Raw genomic sequence first — 18,831 nt, 5'->3', positions numbered from 1 at the left:
CATAACAAAAAATCAGGCATCATTTAACCATTATAAGTCATTTTAACAGACTTTAACCCTGAGAATAATAATTTAACAATGTCGTAACATTTGTTTGATATCCAGTGTCTTACATTTGTAATGTAAAATCAGGTAATATGTTAGAGTCATTCTTTGCCGTGTGTTTGTTAATTGTTGTACTTTATTTCTTTAGCCCCTTTGAGGTAAAACTTGATGAGGAAGAAGAGTGGTAACACCTTTACTTTATCTCTAAACTGCTCCCAACGAGCGGTAATAAAATTCTTCCCCCTAAAATTTCCCGTTTATGGATAAAAGAAACGTAGATGTAGTCGTAATTTCCGATGTACATTTGGGCACTTATGGCTGCCATGCAAAAGAGCTTTTAAAATATTTGAAAAGCATTAAGCCTAAAATATTAATCTTAAATGGGGATATCATCGATATCTGGCAATTCAGCAAAAGTTACTGGCCCGAATCGCACATGAAAGTCATCCGTAAATTGATGAAATTTGTTTCAGAAGGCGTTCAGGTTCATTATTTAACAGGAAACCATGATGAAATGCTTCGTAAATTCGATGGCATGGAAATGGGAACTTTCCACCTTCAGAATAAATTAATTTTAGAGTTAGACGGTAAAAGGGCCTGGTTTTTCCACGGTGATGTTTTTGATGTAACCATGCAACATTCTAAATGGCTCGCCAAACTCGGGGCGGTTGGCTACGATACCCTAATCCTGATCAATAGTTTTGTAAATTGGGTGCTTACCGCGTTTGGCCGGGAAAAAATGAGCTTTTCAAAAAAAATAAAAGCCAAGTTTAAAGATGCGGTCAAGTTCATCAACAGCTTTGAGCAGACAGCGGCAGAATTGGCCATCGAAAAAGGTTATCAATATGTGGTTTGTGGGCATATCCATCAGGCGGAACAACGCGAAATCGCTACTGAAGATGGAAAAGTAGTTTACCTGAACAGTGGCGATTGGGTGGAAAGTCTGACTTCATTAGAATATAATAACAAAACCTGGACTGTATTTAAGTATGACCATCAGGACTTTACAAAGGATGAGACTGATGAAGGGCTGCTTTCTGATGGCGAGGATCTAAAAAGTAAACTGGATATAAATATTCTTTTACAGAATATAAAATATGAAATTGCCCAATAATTTTAGATATTCGGGCATAAATGAAAATACTTTACGCAATACAGGGAACAGGTAATGGCCATATCAGCAGGGCGAGGGAAATTATTCCTTTGTTACAGCAATATGGCGAACTGGATATTTTAGTAAGCGGAACACAGGCCGATGTAAAACTCAGTCAGCCCGTAAAATATCAATTGCACGGTTTCAGCTTTATATTTGGGAAAAAAGGCGGCGTAGATCATTTCAAAACCTGGCTGAACATGAATCTTTTCCGTTTCCGCAAAGACATGAAGCAGCTTGAACTTAAAGATTACAACCTAATTGTAAACGATTTTGAACCAGTAAGTGCCTGGGCCTGTAAGCTGCAAGGTATAGAATGCGTATCATTGAGCCATCAAGCAGCATTTAAATCAAAAAAAGTACCCCGGCCAAGAACTTTGGATTGGGGAAAGCTTATTTTGAGCCGTTATGCTCCTACAAAATACCACATTGGCTTTCACTTCGACCGCTACGATACATTTATTCATACCCCGGTAATCAGGGCGGAGATCCGCAATATGGAAAGCCAAAATCTAGGCCATTACACGGTGTATCTTCCCGCTATTGATGATAAACGCCTCGTGAAGCTTTTTATGCAAATCCCCGACATTAAATGGGAAATTTTCTCAAAACATAGCAAGGAAGCTTATCAGGAGGGTAATGTCTTTGTAGAGCCTGTCAACAACGAAAAATTCAATATAAGTCTGGCCACCTGCGAAGGGTTGTTCACGGGAGGCGGATTTGAAGGGCCTGCTGAGGCACTTTATTTAAAGAAAAAGCTGCTTGTTGCACCAATGCGTTTCCAGTTTGAGCAGCAATGTAATGCTTACGCCTTAAAACAGTTTGGTCTGCCTGTGATCTGGGGCAGTACAAGAAACTGGCTTCCTATTATCAAAAACTGGGTGGAAAATCCTCAGCAGCATGAATTTCATTTCCCGGATGAAACTGCCCGGATTATTGATGATATGGTAAAGAAGTATGCCCGGCCTTAGTCTTTCTTCTGCTACTCTTAAATTATTTTCTTTACTTTGCCTACTCTTTAAAAAGGCATGATTAATCAGTTTAGAAAGCTAAGTCCAATTAACCTCTTGTTGCTGCTGGTTTACACATTTTTTATGCGTATGGCCATCTTTTATGAGATTCCTGCGCAATTAAACTTCGATTTCTTGGAGCCATTTGCAAGGCTTTTGATCAATATAGATTTAGATAATGCCTTTAATCCGTCCACCAATATTTTTATTGCTGCGGTGCTGGTATTTATTCAGGCTTTAATTTTTAACAGGATAGTAAACAACCACAATTTACTTGCTAAACCCAGTTTCCTGCCGGGACTGATGTTTGTTACGGGAACAAGTTTATTTATGCCTTTTATGATCCTCTCTCCGGCATTGATCTGTAATTTTTTGCTGATCTGGATTATTGATAAATTTTTAAAACTGGGAAAAAGTGCCAACTCCATCACCACCGTTTTCGATATCGGGATGATCATAGCGGTTGGCACACTGATTTACTTCCCTTTTATGGCCATGCTGCTGATGATCTTTTTGGCTTTGCTGCTGTTTAGGTCTTTTAACTGGCGGGAGTGGTTGGCCGGGTTGATCGGATTTATAACCGTATTCTTTTTTCTGGCGGTATTTTACTACTGGAACGATAATTTAAGTTCATTTTATCAGATCTGGAAACCGCTGGGCAATAAATTCCCTTCTGTTTTTAAAATTAATTATAACGATTATTTGGTGCTTATCCCGGTAGCGATAATTATCATACTGGCATCACTTCAGCTGCGCGAAAATTTCTTTAGGAGTTTTATCAGCACCCGTAAAAGTTTTCAGCTGTTGTTTTTCATGTTTATTGTATCGGCGGTCAGTTTTTACCTCAAACCTGATTTCAGAACGTGGCATTTCCTGCTGTGTGTACCACCCGGATCGGTACTGTTGGCCTACTATTTCAGTAATGCTAAAAAACGTTGGTTTTACGAAACATTGTTCCTTTTATTTGTGCTTTCGGTGCAGTATTTTCTATTTGTTTAACCTTTTTTAACAAATAACTAGAACGAAACTTGACAAAGATTAATAGCTTTGTGCATGATTTTAGAATTAAAGCTTTTTTAGTTTTAATCGGATTGATAAAAATGGAGTCATTGGAATTTCTAAACAACATATTATTTGCGGAGGGAGATTACAAATGCGCAGGCTAAGCATTGATATTGGAAATTCTTCGGCAAAGGTTGCTGTTTTTGCAAAGAAAGAAATTGTTCATCATCAGCGTTTCAATAAACTTGGGATACTGGATCTGGCTCAATTGATTGAAAAATTTGCACCGGCCAAATCAATCATCAGCAGTGTTAACCAGGAAGTTGGTCCGCTGGAAGTATTTTTAAAAAAGCATACCGATTATATCCGCTTTTCAACCATGTTGACTAACGGAGTGCAAAACAGGTATAAAACACCCGTTACTTTAGGATTAGATAGATGGGCAGCAATTTTGGGTGCAAACGGATTGTATCCTGCAAGTGCAAGTTTGGTGGTAGATGCCGGCACTTGTATTACTTATGATGCTTTAAGCGGATCAAAAGAATATTTTGGCGGCAGCATAAGCCCTGGTATAAATATGCGTTTTAAGGCTGTGCATGAGTTTACCGGCCGTTTGCCATTGGTGGAGTGGGATGCAAAAGAGGATATAGTAGAAGGGACTGATACCTTATCGGCGATTAAGAATGGTGTTTTGCAAGGTATAATAAATGAAATTGAAGGCTTTATTGCCTTAAATAATAAGAAAGAAAGTGCCCTGAAGGTAATTATAACGGGTGGTGATGCTAATTTTTTGTATAAGCAATTACAAAACAGCATCTTTGCCCCTCAAATTATAAAAGATCCCTACCTGGTATTAAAAGGATTAAATGAAGCTATTGCAGATTAAAATGTACAAAAGAATAAATTATATTGCAGCCATACTCGTTCTAGTTTGTGGTTTTGGTGCTCAGGCACAGGTTACCACATCATCACCATATTCAAGATATGGACTTGGAAATATAAAAGGATCTTTGTTGCCACAGTTTAGGGCAATGGGTGGAATTTCTACTGCCGTGAGCAAAGTAACAGGTTTCAATAACATCAATATGCAAAACCCTGCATCGTATGCTGGTATTTCGTTAACAACGATCGATATTGGTATGAGTGCAAGTGTAACCAGCCTATCACGCAATAACTTAAAAGAATCGAGCTTTAACTCTACATTTAGCCATTTGGCTTTCGCTGCTCCGGTTACCAGAAGATCAGCATTGAGTTTTGGTATTTTGCCTTACTCTGATTTGGGTTATAATTATAGGAATACGGTTAAAGTTGATACCACAACATTGGATCAATTATATGAAGGTGAAGGTGGCTTATCAAAAGCTTATTTGGGTTATGGTTACCGCTTTGGCGACCATTTAAGAATTGGTGGTAACCTGGAATATATTTTCGGTAACCTTCAAACCAGCCGTGCTACTGAATTTAATAGTGCCGGTTCTTACAATGCTAAACTTCAGACTAAAAATAGTGTTGGCGGTTTAAATTATTCATATGGTATCCAATACGATTTTAATGTAGGCAAGAAAACCATCGTTACTTTAGGATACTCTGGAAGTACTTCAGGAAAAGTAAATTCTACGCTAACCTCTTACGCTACGCTATATACAAGAGATGTGGATGGTAATGAAAGTACCGCAGCAGATACGCTAAACACAGTGGATAATGGAAAATCTAACCTTACTTTACCTTTAACACATAATTTTGGTATTGCCATTCAACAAAATGATAAATGGTTAATCGGTGCAGATTTTAGAATGAGTAAATGGTCTAAAACAAGCATAAATAATGTAAACCAAGGCTTGCAAGACAGCTGGGGTGCATCTTTAGGTGGCCAATGGACGCCAGATGCTTTTTCTTACAACAGTTACATGAAACGTGTTGATTACCGTTTGGGCGTAAGTTATGATAAAACCTATATTCAGATCAATAATCAAGACATTAAGCAAATGGGCGCATCTTTAGGTTTTGGTTTCCCACTGCCTACTGCAAGCGGTGGTACTGCATTTTATAAAATTAACTTCACAACTGAGGTTGGCCAACGAGGAACACTGAACAACAATCTTGTTAAAGAACAGTACATCAATTTCCACCTTGGCTTTACTTTAAACGATACCTGGTTTCGTAAGTACCGTGTAGACTAATGAACTGTAGAACATTTTTATATGGTCTGTTTCTGGTGTTGCCATTGTTTTTGGCATCTTGTGGAGACGACGATCTAAAAAATGCAAATTCAGTTTCTGCAAATAAGGTAACCTTAACCAGAGACCGTACCATTGGTGTAGATATTGTTTACAGCGATTCGGCCAGATTAAAGGCTAAAGGTACAGCTCCGATATTGGATAAGGTTACGCCATCTAACGGCAGCTCTTATCAGGAAATGATTAAGGGCGTAAACATCGATTTTTACAACCCGAACGGAACCATTGATGGTAACCTGGTTTGCGATTATGCCATTAGGAAGGATACTGAACTTAAAACTGAATTCAGGAAAAATGTAGTGGTGAAAAACAGTAAAGGTGATACTTTTTCTTCTCAGGAACTGATCTGGGATGAATCGAAGAAGTTCTTTTATTCAAATCAAAGGGTATATGTTAGAGGTGCGGATGGTAGCGTGGGAGAAGGAATTAACTTTAAAGCCCCGCAGGATTTTAGCACCTATGAGATGGATAGTGGAAACGGAGAACTGAACATGAAAGAAGGCGTGGCCCCTTAAGCTATTTATTCACTAATACGGTCATTCTATCAAGAAAAAGAGGCTTCTATTTACTTAAAAATTAAACACTTGATAAATAAAATTTTGTGTTTTCTTTTTTAAGGCAAATTTGTATCTTGCGCCCTCTTAAAAAAGAACTAAATAAATTTATAATTACAATATGGGATTAATGACATTTTTGCGTAACCGTGCGGGCTATATCCTGGTCTTTGCTATAGGTTTTGCAATTGTTGCATTTTTAGTAGGTGATGCAATTAACGTGGGTAAACCTTTTTGGTCGGCAAATCAAAAGGTAGTAGGTTCTATTGATGGTAACGATATCAATATTGATGAGTTCGGACCAAAAGTTGATCAAGGTGTAAACCAGATGAAACAACAATATGGCGGTAGTGCAAATGCACAGATGACTGCCATGGCTGTAGACCAGGCCTGGAATGCAGAATTGGCTAAAGTTTTATTAACCAAAGAATATGACCGTTTAGGTTTAACGGTATCGGAAGATGAACTTGTGGATTTATTACAAGGCCAGAACCCTAGCCCGCTGATTAAACAATATTTCTCTAACCCTCAAACCGGGCAGTTGGATCGTGTAACGCTGATGAACTTTCTTAAATCGAAAGAAGCTCAAGCCATACAACAATCCAATATGTTGCAGGAAGAAATTAAAAACCAGGCGTTACAAACCAAATACTCTAACCTGATCCGTAATTCGGTTTATGTAACTTCATTAGAGGCTACTGATGAATATAACAACCGCAACAAACTGGCTAATTTTAAATATGTAAGTTTAGATTATGCATCTATACCTGATAAGTCGGTTAAAGTAACGGATGCAGATTATAGCGAATACTATGATCAGAATAAAGCGCGTTTCAACAATCCACAGGAAACCCGTGCTTTCGAATATGTTACTTTTAGTATCAGTCCGAACAAAGCAGATTCATTAGCCATTAAAACTCAGGTTGATAAAATTGCTGCTGATTTCCAGGTGGCTAAAAACGATTCACTTTTCGCTGCAATCAATTCAGACGTTAAGGTTCCGTTTACCTATATTACTAAAGGTAAATTAGATCCAGCTGTTGATTCAGCAGTGTTTGCTTTACCTGCCGGAAGTTTTTATGGTCCTAAATTAACAGGTAACTCATATAAAATCATTAAAGTTGTTTCTACCCGCATCTCTCCTGATTCGGTAAAAGCAAGCCATATCTTAATCGATCCGGCTAAAGTTGGTGGTGAAGATAAAGCAGTTAAATTGGCTGACTCATTAAAAGGATTAATTTTAAAAGGAGGCAACTTTGCTGAACTGGCTAAAAACTATAGTGTAGATGGTTCGAAAGATAAAGGTGGTGAATTGCCAACTTTTGCACGTGGTGCGATGGTACCTGAATTCGAAAATGCTGCATTTGATGGTAAAGCCGGAGATATTAAAGTGGTAAAATCCCAGTTCGGATACCATATCCTTAAAATCGAAAAACAGATCGGTTCATCTAAGGTGGCTAAGTTGGCTTATGTAGAAAAAGCATTGGCAGCAAGTAGCAAAACCCAGGCAGCAGCTTATAAAGCAGCAAGCAGTTTCTTAACAGATGTAAAAGGTAATGATTTTAGCAAGTTTGCAGCACAAAAAGGATTGAAAGTTGCTGTTGCTGATAAGGTTGCTCCAACTCAAGGCTTTGCTGCAGGACTGGATAACCCACGTAAATTGATTCAGGATGCTTATGCTGCTGAAAAAGGTGATGTTTTGCCAGAAATTTATACCATGAGCAATGCTTACGTAGTTGCCCGTTTAACATCAATCAGTCCAAAAGGCATTTTAGCTTTAGATGATGTGAAAAAAGAAATTGAGCCAATGGTAATCAATGCTGTTAAAGCAAAATTATTAAAAGAAAAGTTGGCTAATGCTGGTAAAGCAAGTTTAGATCAAATTGCATCAAAAGTAGCGCGTCCGGTTAATCCAGTTCAAAATGTTGTGTTTGCTAACCCTGTAATTCCGGGTGTGGCACAAGAAAATGCATTGGTGGGAAGTGTTTTTGGTTCTCAACCAGGTAAAGTATCAGCCCCTGTGCAAGGTGAGCGTGGTGTTTATGTATTTTCTGTTGATGGATTTACAAACCCTGCACCAATTGCAAATATGTTCAAGCAAAAAGAAAGCATGTTGTTAAGTTTAGGCCAGCGTTCATTAGGATCTGCTTTCCAGGCTTTACAGGAAAATGCGAAGATAAAAGACAATCGTGTGAAATTCTATTAATTAGAAATTCCGTAATTTTGTAACCGTTCCGATGATCAGTCGGAACGGTTTTTTTATTTAAGGCCATGGATATTCAGGAAAACATTATTAATAAGGTAGCCAATAGCGGTTTGATCACTTTAAACCTTGAAGATTTTTATCATAAAGGCGAGCGGGTATTATACGATATCGTAGATAATCTTTTTCATGGCTTAATGCTGAGAGAGAAAGATTTCAGGGAATTTATCAAAAATCACGACTGGACACAATACGAGGGAAAAAATGTAGCCATTACCTGCTCTGCAGATGCAATAGTTCCTACCTGGGCTTATATGTTACTGGCCAACCGATTACAACCCTATGTCAATGAAGTGGTATTTGGCGATTTAAATACCCTGGAGGCTGTATTATTTGCCAAAGCGCTTGGTAAAATTAATCCACAGGATTATGCAAATGAGCGTGTGGTGGTAAAAGGATGCGGGGATATCGATGTTCCGGTTTCTGCTTATGTGGAGGTTACCAATCTGCTAACCCCGGTTGTAAAGAGCATTATGTTCGGCGAGCCCTGCTCTACTGTTCCGGTATATAAGCGAAAAGATTAAATTTTGGTTTGCTTTTTGTATATCTTCATTGGTGAAAGAATCTGACCAGTTGTTTAAGACGTTTCTTTCATTGATACACACAAATGAATACAAAAGCATGAAGAAAGCAATAATCACCCTTACGATAGGTTTGTTTAGCCTTTTCGCAACAGCGCAGGAACTTCCACTGAAAAAGGAAGCCGTATTTCAGGAGGGAGAAGTTCTTCAATATAAATTAAGGTACGGATTTATTACTGCAGCGGAAGCTACGATTAAGGTAGCCAACTCAGATTTAAAATTTGATAATAAGCCTACCTATAAACTTTCCGTTGATGCACAGACCTCAGGCACTTTCGATGTGTTTTACAAAATAAGGGACCATTATGATTCCTATATTGATAAAACAGATTTGTTGCCGTATTTTTATCAGGAGAATATTCGCGAAGCCAGTTATAAACGGCAGGATAAGGCCAGGTTTAACCAGGATGCTAAAAAAGTGGTTTCCAACAGAGGAACATTTACCACGCCAACGACGCAAACTTTTGACCTGGTTTCTGCTTATTATTTTGCCCGGAGCCTTGATATCGGTAAAATCAAAACAGGTGACAAGTTTAAGCTGAACTACTTTTTAGGAGATGAGATTTCAGCATTGGAAGTGGAGTATGTCGGGAAAGAAACCATTAAGAGTAAATTGGGAAATATCCGTTGCCTTAAGTTTAGTCCCTCAATTAAGCCGGGTAGAATATTCAAAAAAGACAGTAGATTATACCTTTGGGTGACAGATGACGGAAACCGTGTGCCTGTAAAGGCACAGGTAGAGATACTGGTTGGTGCAGTAACGATGGAATTAAAATCGGCCAGTGGGCTGAAATATGCTTTAGCAAAAGAATAATGATGATAGAAGTTGAACAGGTGCTGGTGCACCAGGATGTATTGAAAGAAAATTTCGTTTGTAATTTAAGCAAATGTAAAGGAATATGTTGTGTGGAGGGTGATTCTGGTGCGCCATTGGATAATGATGAAAAGGCTGTTCTTGAAGAGATTTATCCTAAAATTAAGCACCTGCTAAATGAAAAAGGCATTAAGGCGATTGAAGAACAGGGTGTTTATGTGGTAGATCAAGACGGCGACCTTACCACGCCTTGTGTAGATAAAAATAAAGAATGTGCTTATGTGCTTTTTGAGGGTGGCATTACCAAATGTGCGATTGAAAAAGCGTATGAGCAAGGTATTGTAGATTGGCAAAAACCGATTTCGTGCCATTTATATCCCATCCGGATTACCAAATACCCGGAGTTTGATGTGTTAAATTACGACCGCTGGCATATTTGCCATGATGCCTGCACTTTCGGCCGGGAACTGAAAGTTCCTGTTTACAGCTTTTTAAAGGGTCCACTTATCCGTAAGTATGGAGAAGAGTGGTATAAGGAATTGGAAGCTTCGGTTGCTGCGATGTAGTCAAAAAGTGGTTTGAAGCTAATCAAAATTCTAAAATGGTTGAATGTCAATTTGTAATGATATCGAAAAATTTCGGATAATGCTATTATAGTTGGTAATACTTATTGGTTGCTACAAGATCTTTTTCATTCTTTACCGTTTTTCAAAATTACCTTCTTCTCCGTTTCTTTGAGTCATCTGTACTTTGGATTTTCTGTCCCGGGTATATGAGTCCGCCTCACTTTTAAAATATTCCTCTTTGATCGATTATTCCATAAACTACGCAATCCTCAATTATAAATGAATGAAGCAGATCAATTTGGTGTACGTTGTCTTTTCTAAGCTAATAAAATCTTAACAAATTAGCGCAAGCGTGAGAGAAATAACCGATAGGTATTGTTATGGGTATTGTCAATAACCAAGAAAAAGGGGATTGAGGCAGCGCCATTTTATTTTTCAATGATGATATAGGATTTGTGTCTCAGGATTCAAATCTTAAACGATAAAGATTCCTTCTCGAATCCATCAGAAAAAATATTCAATAGTTATGTGCATTCAAAAATATTCTAAATGGTGGGTTAACATCATTTAGAATGCCTTAAATATGGCTCAGTACGCACTAATGGATTTAAATTGCCAGACTAGCTCTTGTGTGCGAAATCTTCAAATATTGCTCTACTTCAGATTAGATTAAAAATCAATAGGTATTCCCATAGGTATTGTCAATAAATTTCAGCATTCATCACGAATTTTATTGGGGTTAAGGTATAGCCCTTCCTTTTTAATCTTAAAAAATGATTCTGTGATGAAAAAATCATATAAAGAGAATGAGTTGCGTAATCAAAAATTGATTTGCTGCGTTACCGAAGAAGAGTTTCATGCGATAAAAAAAGACATTACTAAACTTGGTTTGACGATGTCTGAATATCTAAGGAGAATATTATTTGATAAAAGAGCACATCTTTTAATAGACTCAGCTTTTTTGGTGGACTGGATGGATAAAATTGCGGTTGAATCGGATTCATCTTCTCTAGCGCTCCAAAGTGTTTTGCAACGATATGGTGAAACAATGATTGAACGGCCCGGTGCTGAGGAGTTGATTAAGCTGATCGCTAAATGGACCTCATCTAAGCGGGATATAGCAAGGTACATGAAGAAGCTTATTGCGCTCATTGGAAATAATTGATGTAGTCATTCATATCCATATAAATGATTGTTGAGTTTCTTTCTTCCAATAGCAAGTTTGCTGCCGTAAAGTATAATAACGATAAATTATCCTGCGGTAAAGCAGAGTTAATGGCTGTCAGGAATTTTCAGGCGCTTAGCCCGGTATCCAAACCCAGAGCTGCAGATTTTAAAGCCTATCTGCAAATGATTGGTTCACTCAATCCAAAGGTTAAAAATAAACAGCTTCACCTAAGTATTATGGCAAAAGGAAACTCACGTAGTAAAGCTGAACTGACTGATATCGCTCATCAATGGTTAAAAAGGATGGGCTATGGAGACAATCCATACCTGATTTACTTTCATAACGACAATCCAAACAATCATGTTCATATTGTTTCAGTCAGGGTGTGCAAGAATAGAAAAGCGGTTCCGACGCGGTATGAAAAATTCAGGTCATCGGTAGTGCTCCATGAATTGATCGGTCATGACCCGTTGGCCCAGGCTGAGCGGGATGCCACAAAAGCGCTGGCTTATGGTTTCAATAGTTTAGACCAATTTCAAATCCTTTTGAAAAACATGGGTTATTCTGGCTATATGAGAGATTCTGCGCTGCACATGGTGAAACATTCCAGAACGCTGCATGCTGTAAATCTTGATGTTATTAACAATCGAATCCAGCAATATCACCCCAGCCCCATTCCAGTTCATGCACTAAACAGCGTATTTAAAACATTGTTGAAAATCGTTTCCGGTAATCCCACTCGTCATCCGTCCTTCTGGCATGCTTATCTAAGGCAAGCCTATAAGTCGGAGCTAAGCATTTTACTAAGTGAGCAGCTGAAAATTGATATCATTTATCACCGTAAGAATAGAGAAATTGTGGGGTTCACAGTGATCAATCATGAAATGAAGCTCGTGCATGATGGCAAAGAAATTATTGATTTGAGTATCCTCTCTAAAAGCTTGGAAAATCCAGAAGGATATATAGATGGAGATAAGGTCATCTTTTTTAAAACGGATGAAGTCCAAAACAAAATATCTGAATCGATAGAAAAGGAAAGTATTTATTCTGAAAAAAATCAGAATGATTGGGAAAAGGGCAGAAAAAGAAGATAGATAAGTTTATATCTACTATGGATGTGACATCGTCTACTAAAACCCTATAAACAAAATGGAGATTTAATATTCCTATCTTAATATGCTTCCTATTTCTCCATATTTTGGAAAATAGGTTGCACCAAAATGCAAAATAAGTTGTATTTCATGCAAATCTAGCTTACTTTAGCTGAATTGAAAATCATATAATAACTGTGAAAAAAATCTTAATCACTGGTGGTGCGGGCTTTATTGGCTCACATGTAGTACGCCGTTTTGTAAATAACTATCCTGGCTACGAGATCGTAAACTTAGATAAACTTACTTATGCAGGTAATCTTGCTAATTTAACCGATATTGAAAATAAACCAAATTACAGATTTGTAAAAGAAGATATTACGGATGCTACGGCGATGTTCGATCTGTTTAAAACAGAAAACTTTGATGCAGTTATTCACCTGGCCGCAGAAAGCCACGTAGACCGTTCTATTTCTGACCCCACTGCTTTCGTGATTACCAATGTTATCGGCACCGTTAATTTATTAAATGCGGCCCGCGAATATTGGAAAGGTGATTACGATAAAAAACGTTTTTACCATGTAAGCACCGATGAGGTTTATGGTGCTTTGGGCGAAGAAGGTATGTTTACTGAAACTACCGCATACGATCCGCATAGCCCGTATTCTGCATCGAAGGCAAGTTCTGACCATTTTGTACGGGCTTATCATGATACTTATGGTATGGATTGTGTGATTTCGAACTGTTCAAACAATTATGGTTCTCATCATTTCCCTGAGAAACTGATTCCTCTGGCCATTAACAATATCAAAAATAAAAAACCAGTACCCGTGTATGGTAAAGGTGAAAACGTTCGCGATTGGTTATGGGTTGAAGACCATGCCCGTGCAATTGATGTGATTTTTCACAATTCAAAAACTGGCGACACTTACAATATTGGTGGCCATAATGAATGGAAAAATATCGATCTGATCAACTTGCTTTGTACCATTATGGACGAGAAATTGGGTCGTGAGGCAGGTGAATCGGCTAAGCTGATTACTTATGTAACCGACCGTGCTGGGCATGATTTACGTTATGCCATTGATTCGAGCAAGTTACAAAATCAGCTTGACTGGGTGCCAAGCTTACAGTTTGAAGAAGGATTGGCCAAAACTGTAGACTGGTATTTACAAAATGAAGACTGGTTAAACAATGTTACTTCGGGTAATTATCAATCTTATTACGAGCAACAGTACAGCAGTAAATAATGGAAATTGAACAAACAGGGTTAAAAGACTGCCTGATTATTAAGCCAAGGGTATTTGAGGACCCAAGGGGTTATTTTTTTGAGAGTTTTAATCAAAATACTTTTGAGGAAAAAACAGGTTTATCCGGGCGGTTTGTTCAGGATAATCAATCTTATTCGTCTTATGGGGTTATCCGAGGCTTACATGCTCAAACCGGAGAATTTGCACAGGCCAAACTGGTGCGTGTAACCAAGGGTGAGGTATTGGATGTTGCTGTAGATGTACGCCCAAGTTCTCCAACTTATGGGAAACACGTTGCTGTGCGTTTAAGCGCAGAAAACAAATTGCAGTTGTACATCCCTAGAGGCTTTGTACACGGCTTTTCTGTATTGAGTGAAACCGCAGAGTTTTTATATAAATGCGATAATTTTTTTAATAAAGCTTCGGAAACAGGGGTGATTTATAATGATGCGGATTTAAATATCAATTGGTTAATCCCTGAAGAAGACCAGGCTATATCTGATAAAGATCTTCTTTTAAAACCTTTTTCAGCTTTACAGCATATATGAGTAAAATATTAGTAATTGGTGCCGGCGGACAGTTGGGCCAATGTTTAAAAACAGTTGCTGAAAGAAGAGGAATTACGGAAATTGTTTTTCCTGCAGAGCAGGATGCCAATATTTTAGATGAAAGCGGTTTGCATAAACTTTTAGCGGTAGTAAAACCTGGTTTTGTAATTAATTGTGCGGCTTATACTGCTGTTGATAAAGCAGAGGATGAAACTGAGCTGGCTAAAGCCATTAATGAAACGGGTGCTGCTTACCTGGCTTCGGCCTGTTTGGCCAATGGAGTAACTTTGGTTCATGTATCAACCGATTTCGTTTTTGAAGGCAATACCTTTAAGTTGCTAAGGGAGGATGATGAAGCAAAACCGATCAACGTTTATGGGTTAACTAAATTGGATGGTGAGCTGGCTGTAGCTGCTAAACTGCCCAATCATTTTATTATCCGTACGAGTTGGTTGTATTCTGAATATGCCAACAATTTTGTTAAAACGATGTTAAAACTTGGTGCTGATCGTGATGAGCTGAATATTATTGCTGATCAGGTGGGTACCCCTACTTATGCTATCGACCTGGCAAATGCTATTTTTGCTATTATCGATTCTTCATCAACTGCTTATGGTGTATATCATTATAGTAATGAAGGCGTAACCTCATGGTTTGATTTTGCAAAGGCTATTTTTGATATCAGCGAAACTATGGTTAAGGTTAACCCTATCCCTGGATCTGACTACCCAACCAAAGCGATCCGACCAGCATTTTCGGTGATGGATAAATCTAAAATAAAAAGTACATTTAACCTTGAAATTCCTTACTGGAGAACTAGCTTGGTTGAATGTATATCAAAAATTAAAGCTCAATAATTATTAATGGTTAACTGTTTAAATTGTTTAAACCTGTTAATTGTATTTTAAAAACTGATTAACAAATATGAAAGGTATAATCTTAGCTGGCGGCAGCGGAACACGTTTGCATCCTTTAACGCTTGCCTGTAGTAAACAGATGATGCCGGTTTATGATAAACCGATGATTTATTACCCCCTATCTACCTTAATGTTGGCTGGGATTAAAGAAATCCTAATTATTTCTACCCCACATGATCTCCCTAATTTTGAGAAGTTGTTGGGTGACGGGGCAAGTTTAGGCTGTAAATTTAGTTATGCTGTACAAGCAGAACCAAACGGTTTAGCACAAGCTTTTGTTATTGGGGAAGATTTTATCGGCAAGGATAAAGTGGCCCTGGTATTGGGCGATAATATTTTTCATGGTGACGGAATGGCTAAATTGTTACAAGCCAGTTCTGATCCGGATGGTGGTGTAGTATTTGCCTATCAGGTAGCTGATCCTGAACGTTACGGTGTGGTTGAGTTTGATGCGGATAAAAATGCTATTTCAATTGAAGAAAAACCAGTTGAGCCAAAATCTGATTATGCGGTGCCTGGATTGTATTTTTATGATAATGAAGTTGTGGAAATTGCAAAAAACATTAAACCTTCTCCACGTGGAGAATACGAGATTACTGATGTAAACCGTGTGTATTTAGAACGAAATAAATTAAAGGTTGGTGTGTTGAGCCGGGGTACTGCCTGGTTGGATACAGGTACTTTTACTTCTTTAATGCAGGCGGGTCAGTTTGTTCAGATTATTGAAGAAAGACAAGGATTGAAAATAGGTTGTATTGAAGAAATTGCCTACCGCATGGGCTTTATTGATGCAGCACAACTTAAGGCTATTGCTACGCCATTGGTTAAAAGTGGCTATGGTAGTTACCTGCTAAAACAGATTAAGTAAAAGGTTAATATAGTTTAACAACGCATTAAAATAAATCTCCAGTTGATACGATGGTATTGGTTGGAGATTTTTTGCGTTTGTTGTTCGCGAGGCTAATCGTATTGCATGAGATTCCCGCCTCCTCGGAGGACGAAAATTATAGTAGAATTATGAATAAGTAATATCATAAATTAACTTCTCCTACAAAATCTGCAGTCTTTGCCATACAAGAGACAGTTCCTTTAAGCATTACGTTGCTCTTATCTGTTTGATATTATTTTTTTGTTTGTGAGCTTTGTGGCTTACGATTTCTAGAGTTGAATCAGGTACAATTAAAGCTTTTACTGATTTATCTTATCTTTGGCCAATTACCGAAAGAAAAAATGACTACACAAAAGCAGATTGCTATTATTGGGTTGGGTTATGTTGGCTTACCCCTAGCTATCGAATTTGCTAAAAAATATGATGTTATTGGTTTTGATACCAATGAAAACCGGGTGGCTGAGTTAAATAATTTACAAGACCGAACAAATGAAGCCGACCTGGAAGATCTAAGAAATGTAGTTGCTGCATCTGCACCAGGTTTAACATTGAGTGCCAATATAGCCGACCTGGCAAAATGCACGATCTATATCGTTACGGTACCGACTCCGATCGATCATCTTAAACGGCCAGATTTGCAACCTTTACTTGCTGCCAGTAAAATGTTAGGTATTGTCCTTAAGCCTGGTGATATTGTCATTTATGAATCTACTGTTTATCCGGGTTGTACTGAGGATGATTGTGTTCCTGTTCTAGAGAAAATATCGGGTTTGAAATATAACATCGACTTTTTCTGTGGTTATTCACCAGAAAGGATTAATCCGGGAGATAAAATTAATACGCTAACTAAAATCAAAAAAGTTACCTCGGGCTCTACTCCTGCAATTGCTGTTGAAATTAATCAACTTTACGCTTCCATTATTACCGCCGGCACACATTTGGCCCCAAGCATTAAAGTTGCTGAAGCATCTAAAGCGATAGAAAATGCACAGAGGGACGTGAATATTTCTTTTGTAAACGAACTGGCCTTAATTTTCGACCGGATGGAGATTGATACGACTGATGTGTTGGCTGCTGCTGCTACCAAGTGGAATTTTTTAAATTACAAACCTGGTTTGGTTGGGGGGCATTGCATTGGTGTAGATCCTTATTACCTGGCGCATAAATCGGAAGCTATGGGTTATAAACCTGAAGTGATTTTATCTGGACGAAGGGTAAACGATAATATGGGGATGTTTGTAGCTAATAAGGTGATCAAAATGCTGGTTGCCAGAGATAAAGTTATTAACGGTGCCAGCGCGCTCATCCTTGGTTTTGCATTTAAGGAAAATTGCCCCGATACGCGCAATACCCGCGTAATTGATATTTATAAAGAGCTCAAGTCATTCAGTATGAATGTTGATGTGTATGACCCCTGGGCCAATGCAAATGAGGTGAAAGCGGATTATAATATCGATCTGATCGAAAGGAGTGAATTTAAAGATTATGATGTGGTGATTTTAGCTGTGGCGCACAAACAGTTTTTAGAACTGGATTATGCGGGGTTTAAGGATAATGGGACTGTTATTTTTGATACAAAATCTTACCTACAACGAAGTTTAGTGGATGCCAGGTTGTAAATAGGATAAGTAGTAGTAAGTTGATTGCTGTTAATAGTGCAGAACTCAACTAAAAGATCTACTTTTTGTCTCATTTCCTCTACTCGTAAATTTGTAATTACTATCTTTATTCTAAATTTGAATGTTAAGGTTCACTCTGTATAATAATTTTGGCTTTTAATGGTTACAGATTAATAATAATCATCCCGATTTTGTTCTAAATGATGTTCTATTTACATGGATTTTTAATGATTTTATATAATCCTTACCATTTTTTATAATTGTATGTTAAGCTTTTTTACAAAAAAAAATAAGGTTACCGATATTTCTTGGCTTGGTGTTGATATTCATTCGCATATCTTGCCTGGTGTTGATGATGGATCACAAAATGTTGAGACTTCATTACGTTTTGTTAAATCACTTCAAGAGTTAGGGTTTCATCAGCTGATCGCTACTCCTCATATTTATCAAGAATTGTATCCAAATAATAGGGAGACGATATTTAAAGCAAAAAAACTGCTCCAAATGGAAATGGATAAAGCGAATATATTAATTAAGCTTAGTGCAGGTGCAGAATATATGATTGATCAGGATTTTAAAATGGATGGTAAACTTTGTAGCCTCGATCAAAAGCATTTATTGATTGAGATGTCCTATTTAAACGAAAGCCCAGGAATTAGCCAAACCATTTTTGATTTAGAGATCAAAGGTTACAAACCTATTTTGGCTCATCCTGAACGCTATACGTTTTATTTTAAGGATAAAAGTAGACTGAAAAGGTTTAAAGAGAAAAATTGTTTATTCCAGCTTAATATCTTATCTATTTTAGGATACTATGGTAAAGAAGTGAAACAGCTAGCTGAGACATTAATCAAGGAAAAAATGTATGATTTTGTTGGTACTGATTTACACCATGATAAACATCTGAATACATTAACTGAAGCAGTTCATTCAGGGAAGCTTTTTGACCTAATTGGCAATTATGAGTTCAAAAATCAACAAGTATTTTCTTCTGTGTTAGCTTAGTAATGGCTAAAATAAACAATTGTTAAATAACTTAAAATATTATTAACTCTAAGAGAGTGACAGATAATCCTCGCAACGGTTTTCTTCTTTTACAATTAAATGATTAAGTTTGCAACCGG

At 37.6% G+C, this 18,831-nt stretch carries 18 protein-coding genes; all 18 read left to right on the top strand.

Going from position 1 to position 18,831, the window contains the following annotated elements; all coding sequences use genetic code 11:
* Positions 1–304: 304 nt before the first annotated feature.
* The 18 genes from ACZZZW_RS00385 (at position 305) to ACZZZW_RS00300 (ending at position 18,712) form a co-directional block, all read left to right on the top strand.
* Positions 305–1,159 carry a UDP-2,3-diacylglucosamine diphosphatase gene (locus ACZZZW_RS00385; RefSeq protein ID WP_055902621.1) on the top strand — a complete coding sequence of 285 codons (855 nt, stop codon included), beginning with the start codon at positions 305–307 and terminating at the stop codon, positions 1,157–1,159.
* Positions 1,160–1,179: 20 nt separating this feature from the next.
* The gene (locus tag ACZZZW_RS00380; protein ID WP_055902618.1) at positions 1,180–2,169 is read left to right on the top strand and encodes a glycosyltransferase family protein; all 990 of its coding nucleotides are present in this window, start codon (positions 1,180–1,182) and stop codon (positions 2,167–2,169) included.
* A 57-nt stretch (positions 2,170–2,226) separates the two neighbouring features.
* Positions 2,227–3,207, top strand: coding sequence for a DUF6427 family protein (locus ACZZZW_RS00375; RefSeq protein WP_055902616.1), 981 nt, complete (start codon positions 2,227–2,229; stop codon positions 3,205–3,207).
* 154 nt (positions 3,208–3,361) lie between these two features.
* Positions 3,362–4,096, top strand: coding sequence for a type III pantothenate kinase (locus ACZZZW_RS00370; protein WP_055902615.1), 735 nt, complete (start codon positions 3,362–3,364; stop codon positions 4,094–4,096).
* Positions 4,077–5,390: a porin family protein gene (locus ACZZZW_RS00365; protein ID WP_082458591.1), complete on the top strand. Its 1,314-nt coding sequence runs from the start codon at positions 4,077–4,079 to the stop codon at positions 5,388–5,390. The genes ACZZZW_RS00370 and ACZZZW_RS00365 overlap by 20 nt, the downstream gene beginning before the upstream one ends.
* Entirely contained in the window at positions 5,390–5,962 is a 573-nt protein-coding gene (locus ACZZZW_RS00360) for a hypothetical protein (RefSeq protein WP_055902609.1), read from the top strand. The genes ACZZZW_RS00365 and ACZZZW_RS00360 overlap by 1 nt, the downstream gene beginning before the upstream one ends.
* Positions 5,963–6,122: 160 nt before the next feature.
* Positions 6,123–8,207: a peptidylprolyl isomerase gene (locus ACZZZW_RS00355; RefSeq protein WP_055902606.1), complete on the top strand. Its 2,085-nt coding sequence runs from the start codon at positions 6,123–6,125 to the stop codon at positions 8,205–8,207.
* Positions 8,208–8,272: 65 nt separating this feature from the next.
* Positions 8,273–8,788, top strand: a complete 516-nt coding sequence (locus tag ACZZZW_RS00350) for a DUF2480 family protein (RefSeq protein WP_055902603.1) — start codon at positions 8,273–8,275, stop codon at positions 8,786–8,788.
* 97 nt (positions 8,789–8,885) lie between these two features.
* Complete coding sequence (locus ACZZZW_RS00345) at positions 8,886–9,659, top strand: DUF3108 domain-containing protein (RefSeq protein WP_055902598.1); 774 nt, start codon at positions 8,886–8,888, stop codon at positions 9,657–9,659.
* A 2-nt stretch (positions 9,660–9,661) separates the two neighbouring features.
* Positions 9,662–10,225 (top strand): DUF3109 family protein, encoded by a 564-nt coding sequence (locus tag ACZZZW_RS00340; RefSeq protein ID WP_463497694.1) that lies wholly within the window; start codon positions 9,662–9,664, stop codon positions 10,223–10,225.
* Between the two features lie 784 nt (positions 10,226–11,009).
* Positions 11,010–11,390 carry a plasmid mobilization protein gene (locus tag ACZZZW_RS00335; protein WP_055902595.1) on the top strand — a complete coding sequence of 127 codons (381 nt, stop codon included), beginning with the start codon at positions 11,010–11,012 and terminating at the stop codon, positions 11,388–11,390.
* 23 nt (positions 11,391–11,413) lie between these two features.
* Positions 11,414–12,487, top strand: coding sequence for a relaxase/mobilization nuclease domain-containing protein (locus tag ACZZZW_RS00330; RefSeq protein WP_055902592.1), 1,074 nt, complete (start codon positions 11,414–11,416; stop codon positions 12,485–12,487).
* A 194-nt stretch (positions 12,488–12,681) separates the two neighbouring features.
* On the top strand, positions 12,682–13,734 hold the full coding sequence (rfbB, locus tag ACZZZW_RS00325; RefSeq protein ID WP_055902589.1) for a dTDP-glucose 4,6-dehydratase: 1,053 nt from the start codon (positions 12,682–12,684) through the stop codon (positions 13,732–13,734).
* Complete coding sequence (rfbC, locus tag ACZZZW_RS00320; protein WP_055902586.1) at positions 13,734–14,282, top strand: dTDP-4-dehydrorhamnose 3,5-epimerase; 549 nt, start codon at positions 13,734–13,736, stop codon at positions 14,280–14,282. Before rfbB ends, rfbC begins: the two co-directional genes overlap by 1 nt.
* Positions 14,279–15,139, top strand: coding sequence for a dTDP-4-dehydrorhamnose reductase (gene rfbD, locus ACZZZW_RS00315; RefSeq protein WP_055902582.1), 861 nt, complete (start codon positions 14,279–14,281; stop codon positions 15,137–15,139). Before rfbC ends, rfbD begins: the two co-directional genes overlap by 4 nt.
* Positions 15,140–15,206: 67 nt before the next feature.
* Complete coding sequence (rfbA, locus tag ACZZZW_RS00310) at positions 15,207–16,067, top strand: glucose-1-phosphate thymidylyltransferase RfbA (protein ID WP_055902580.1); 861 nt, start codon at positions 15,207–15,209, stop codon at positions 16,065–16,067.
* 362 nt (positions 16,068–16,429) lie between these two features.
* Positions 16,430–17,707: a nucleotide sugar dehydrogenase gene (locus tag ACZZZW_RS00305; protein WP_055903071.1), complete on the top strand. Its 1,278-nt coding sequence runs from the start codon at positions 16,430–16,432 to the stop codon at positions 17,705–17,707.
* A 264-nt stretch (positions 17,708–17,971) separates the two neighbouring features.
* Positions 17,972–18,712, top strand: coding sequence for a tyrosine-protein phosphatase (locus ACZZZW_RS00300; RefSeq protein WP_055902577.1), 741 nt, complete (start codon positions 17,972–17,974; stop codon positions 18,710–18,712).
* The last annotated feature ends 119 nt before the right edge of the window (positions 18,713–18,831 follow it).

Source organism: Pedobacter sp. AC379, from assembly GCF_979258145.1.
The sequence above is the reverse complement of the archived record's forward strand: the minus strand, read 5'-3'. Positions and strand labels throughout refer to the sequence as shown.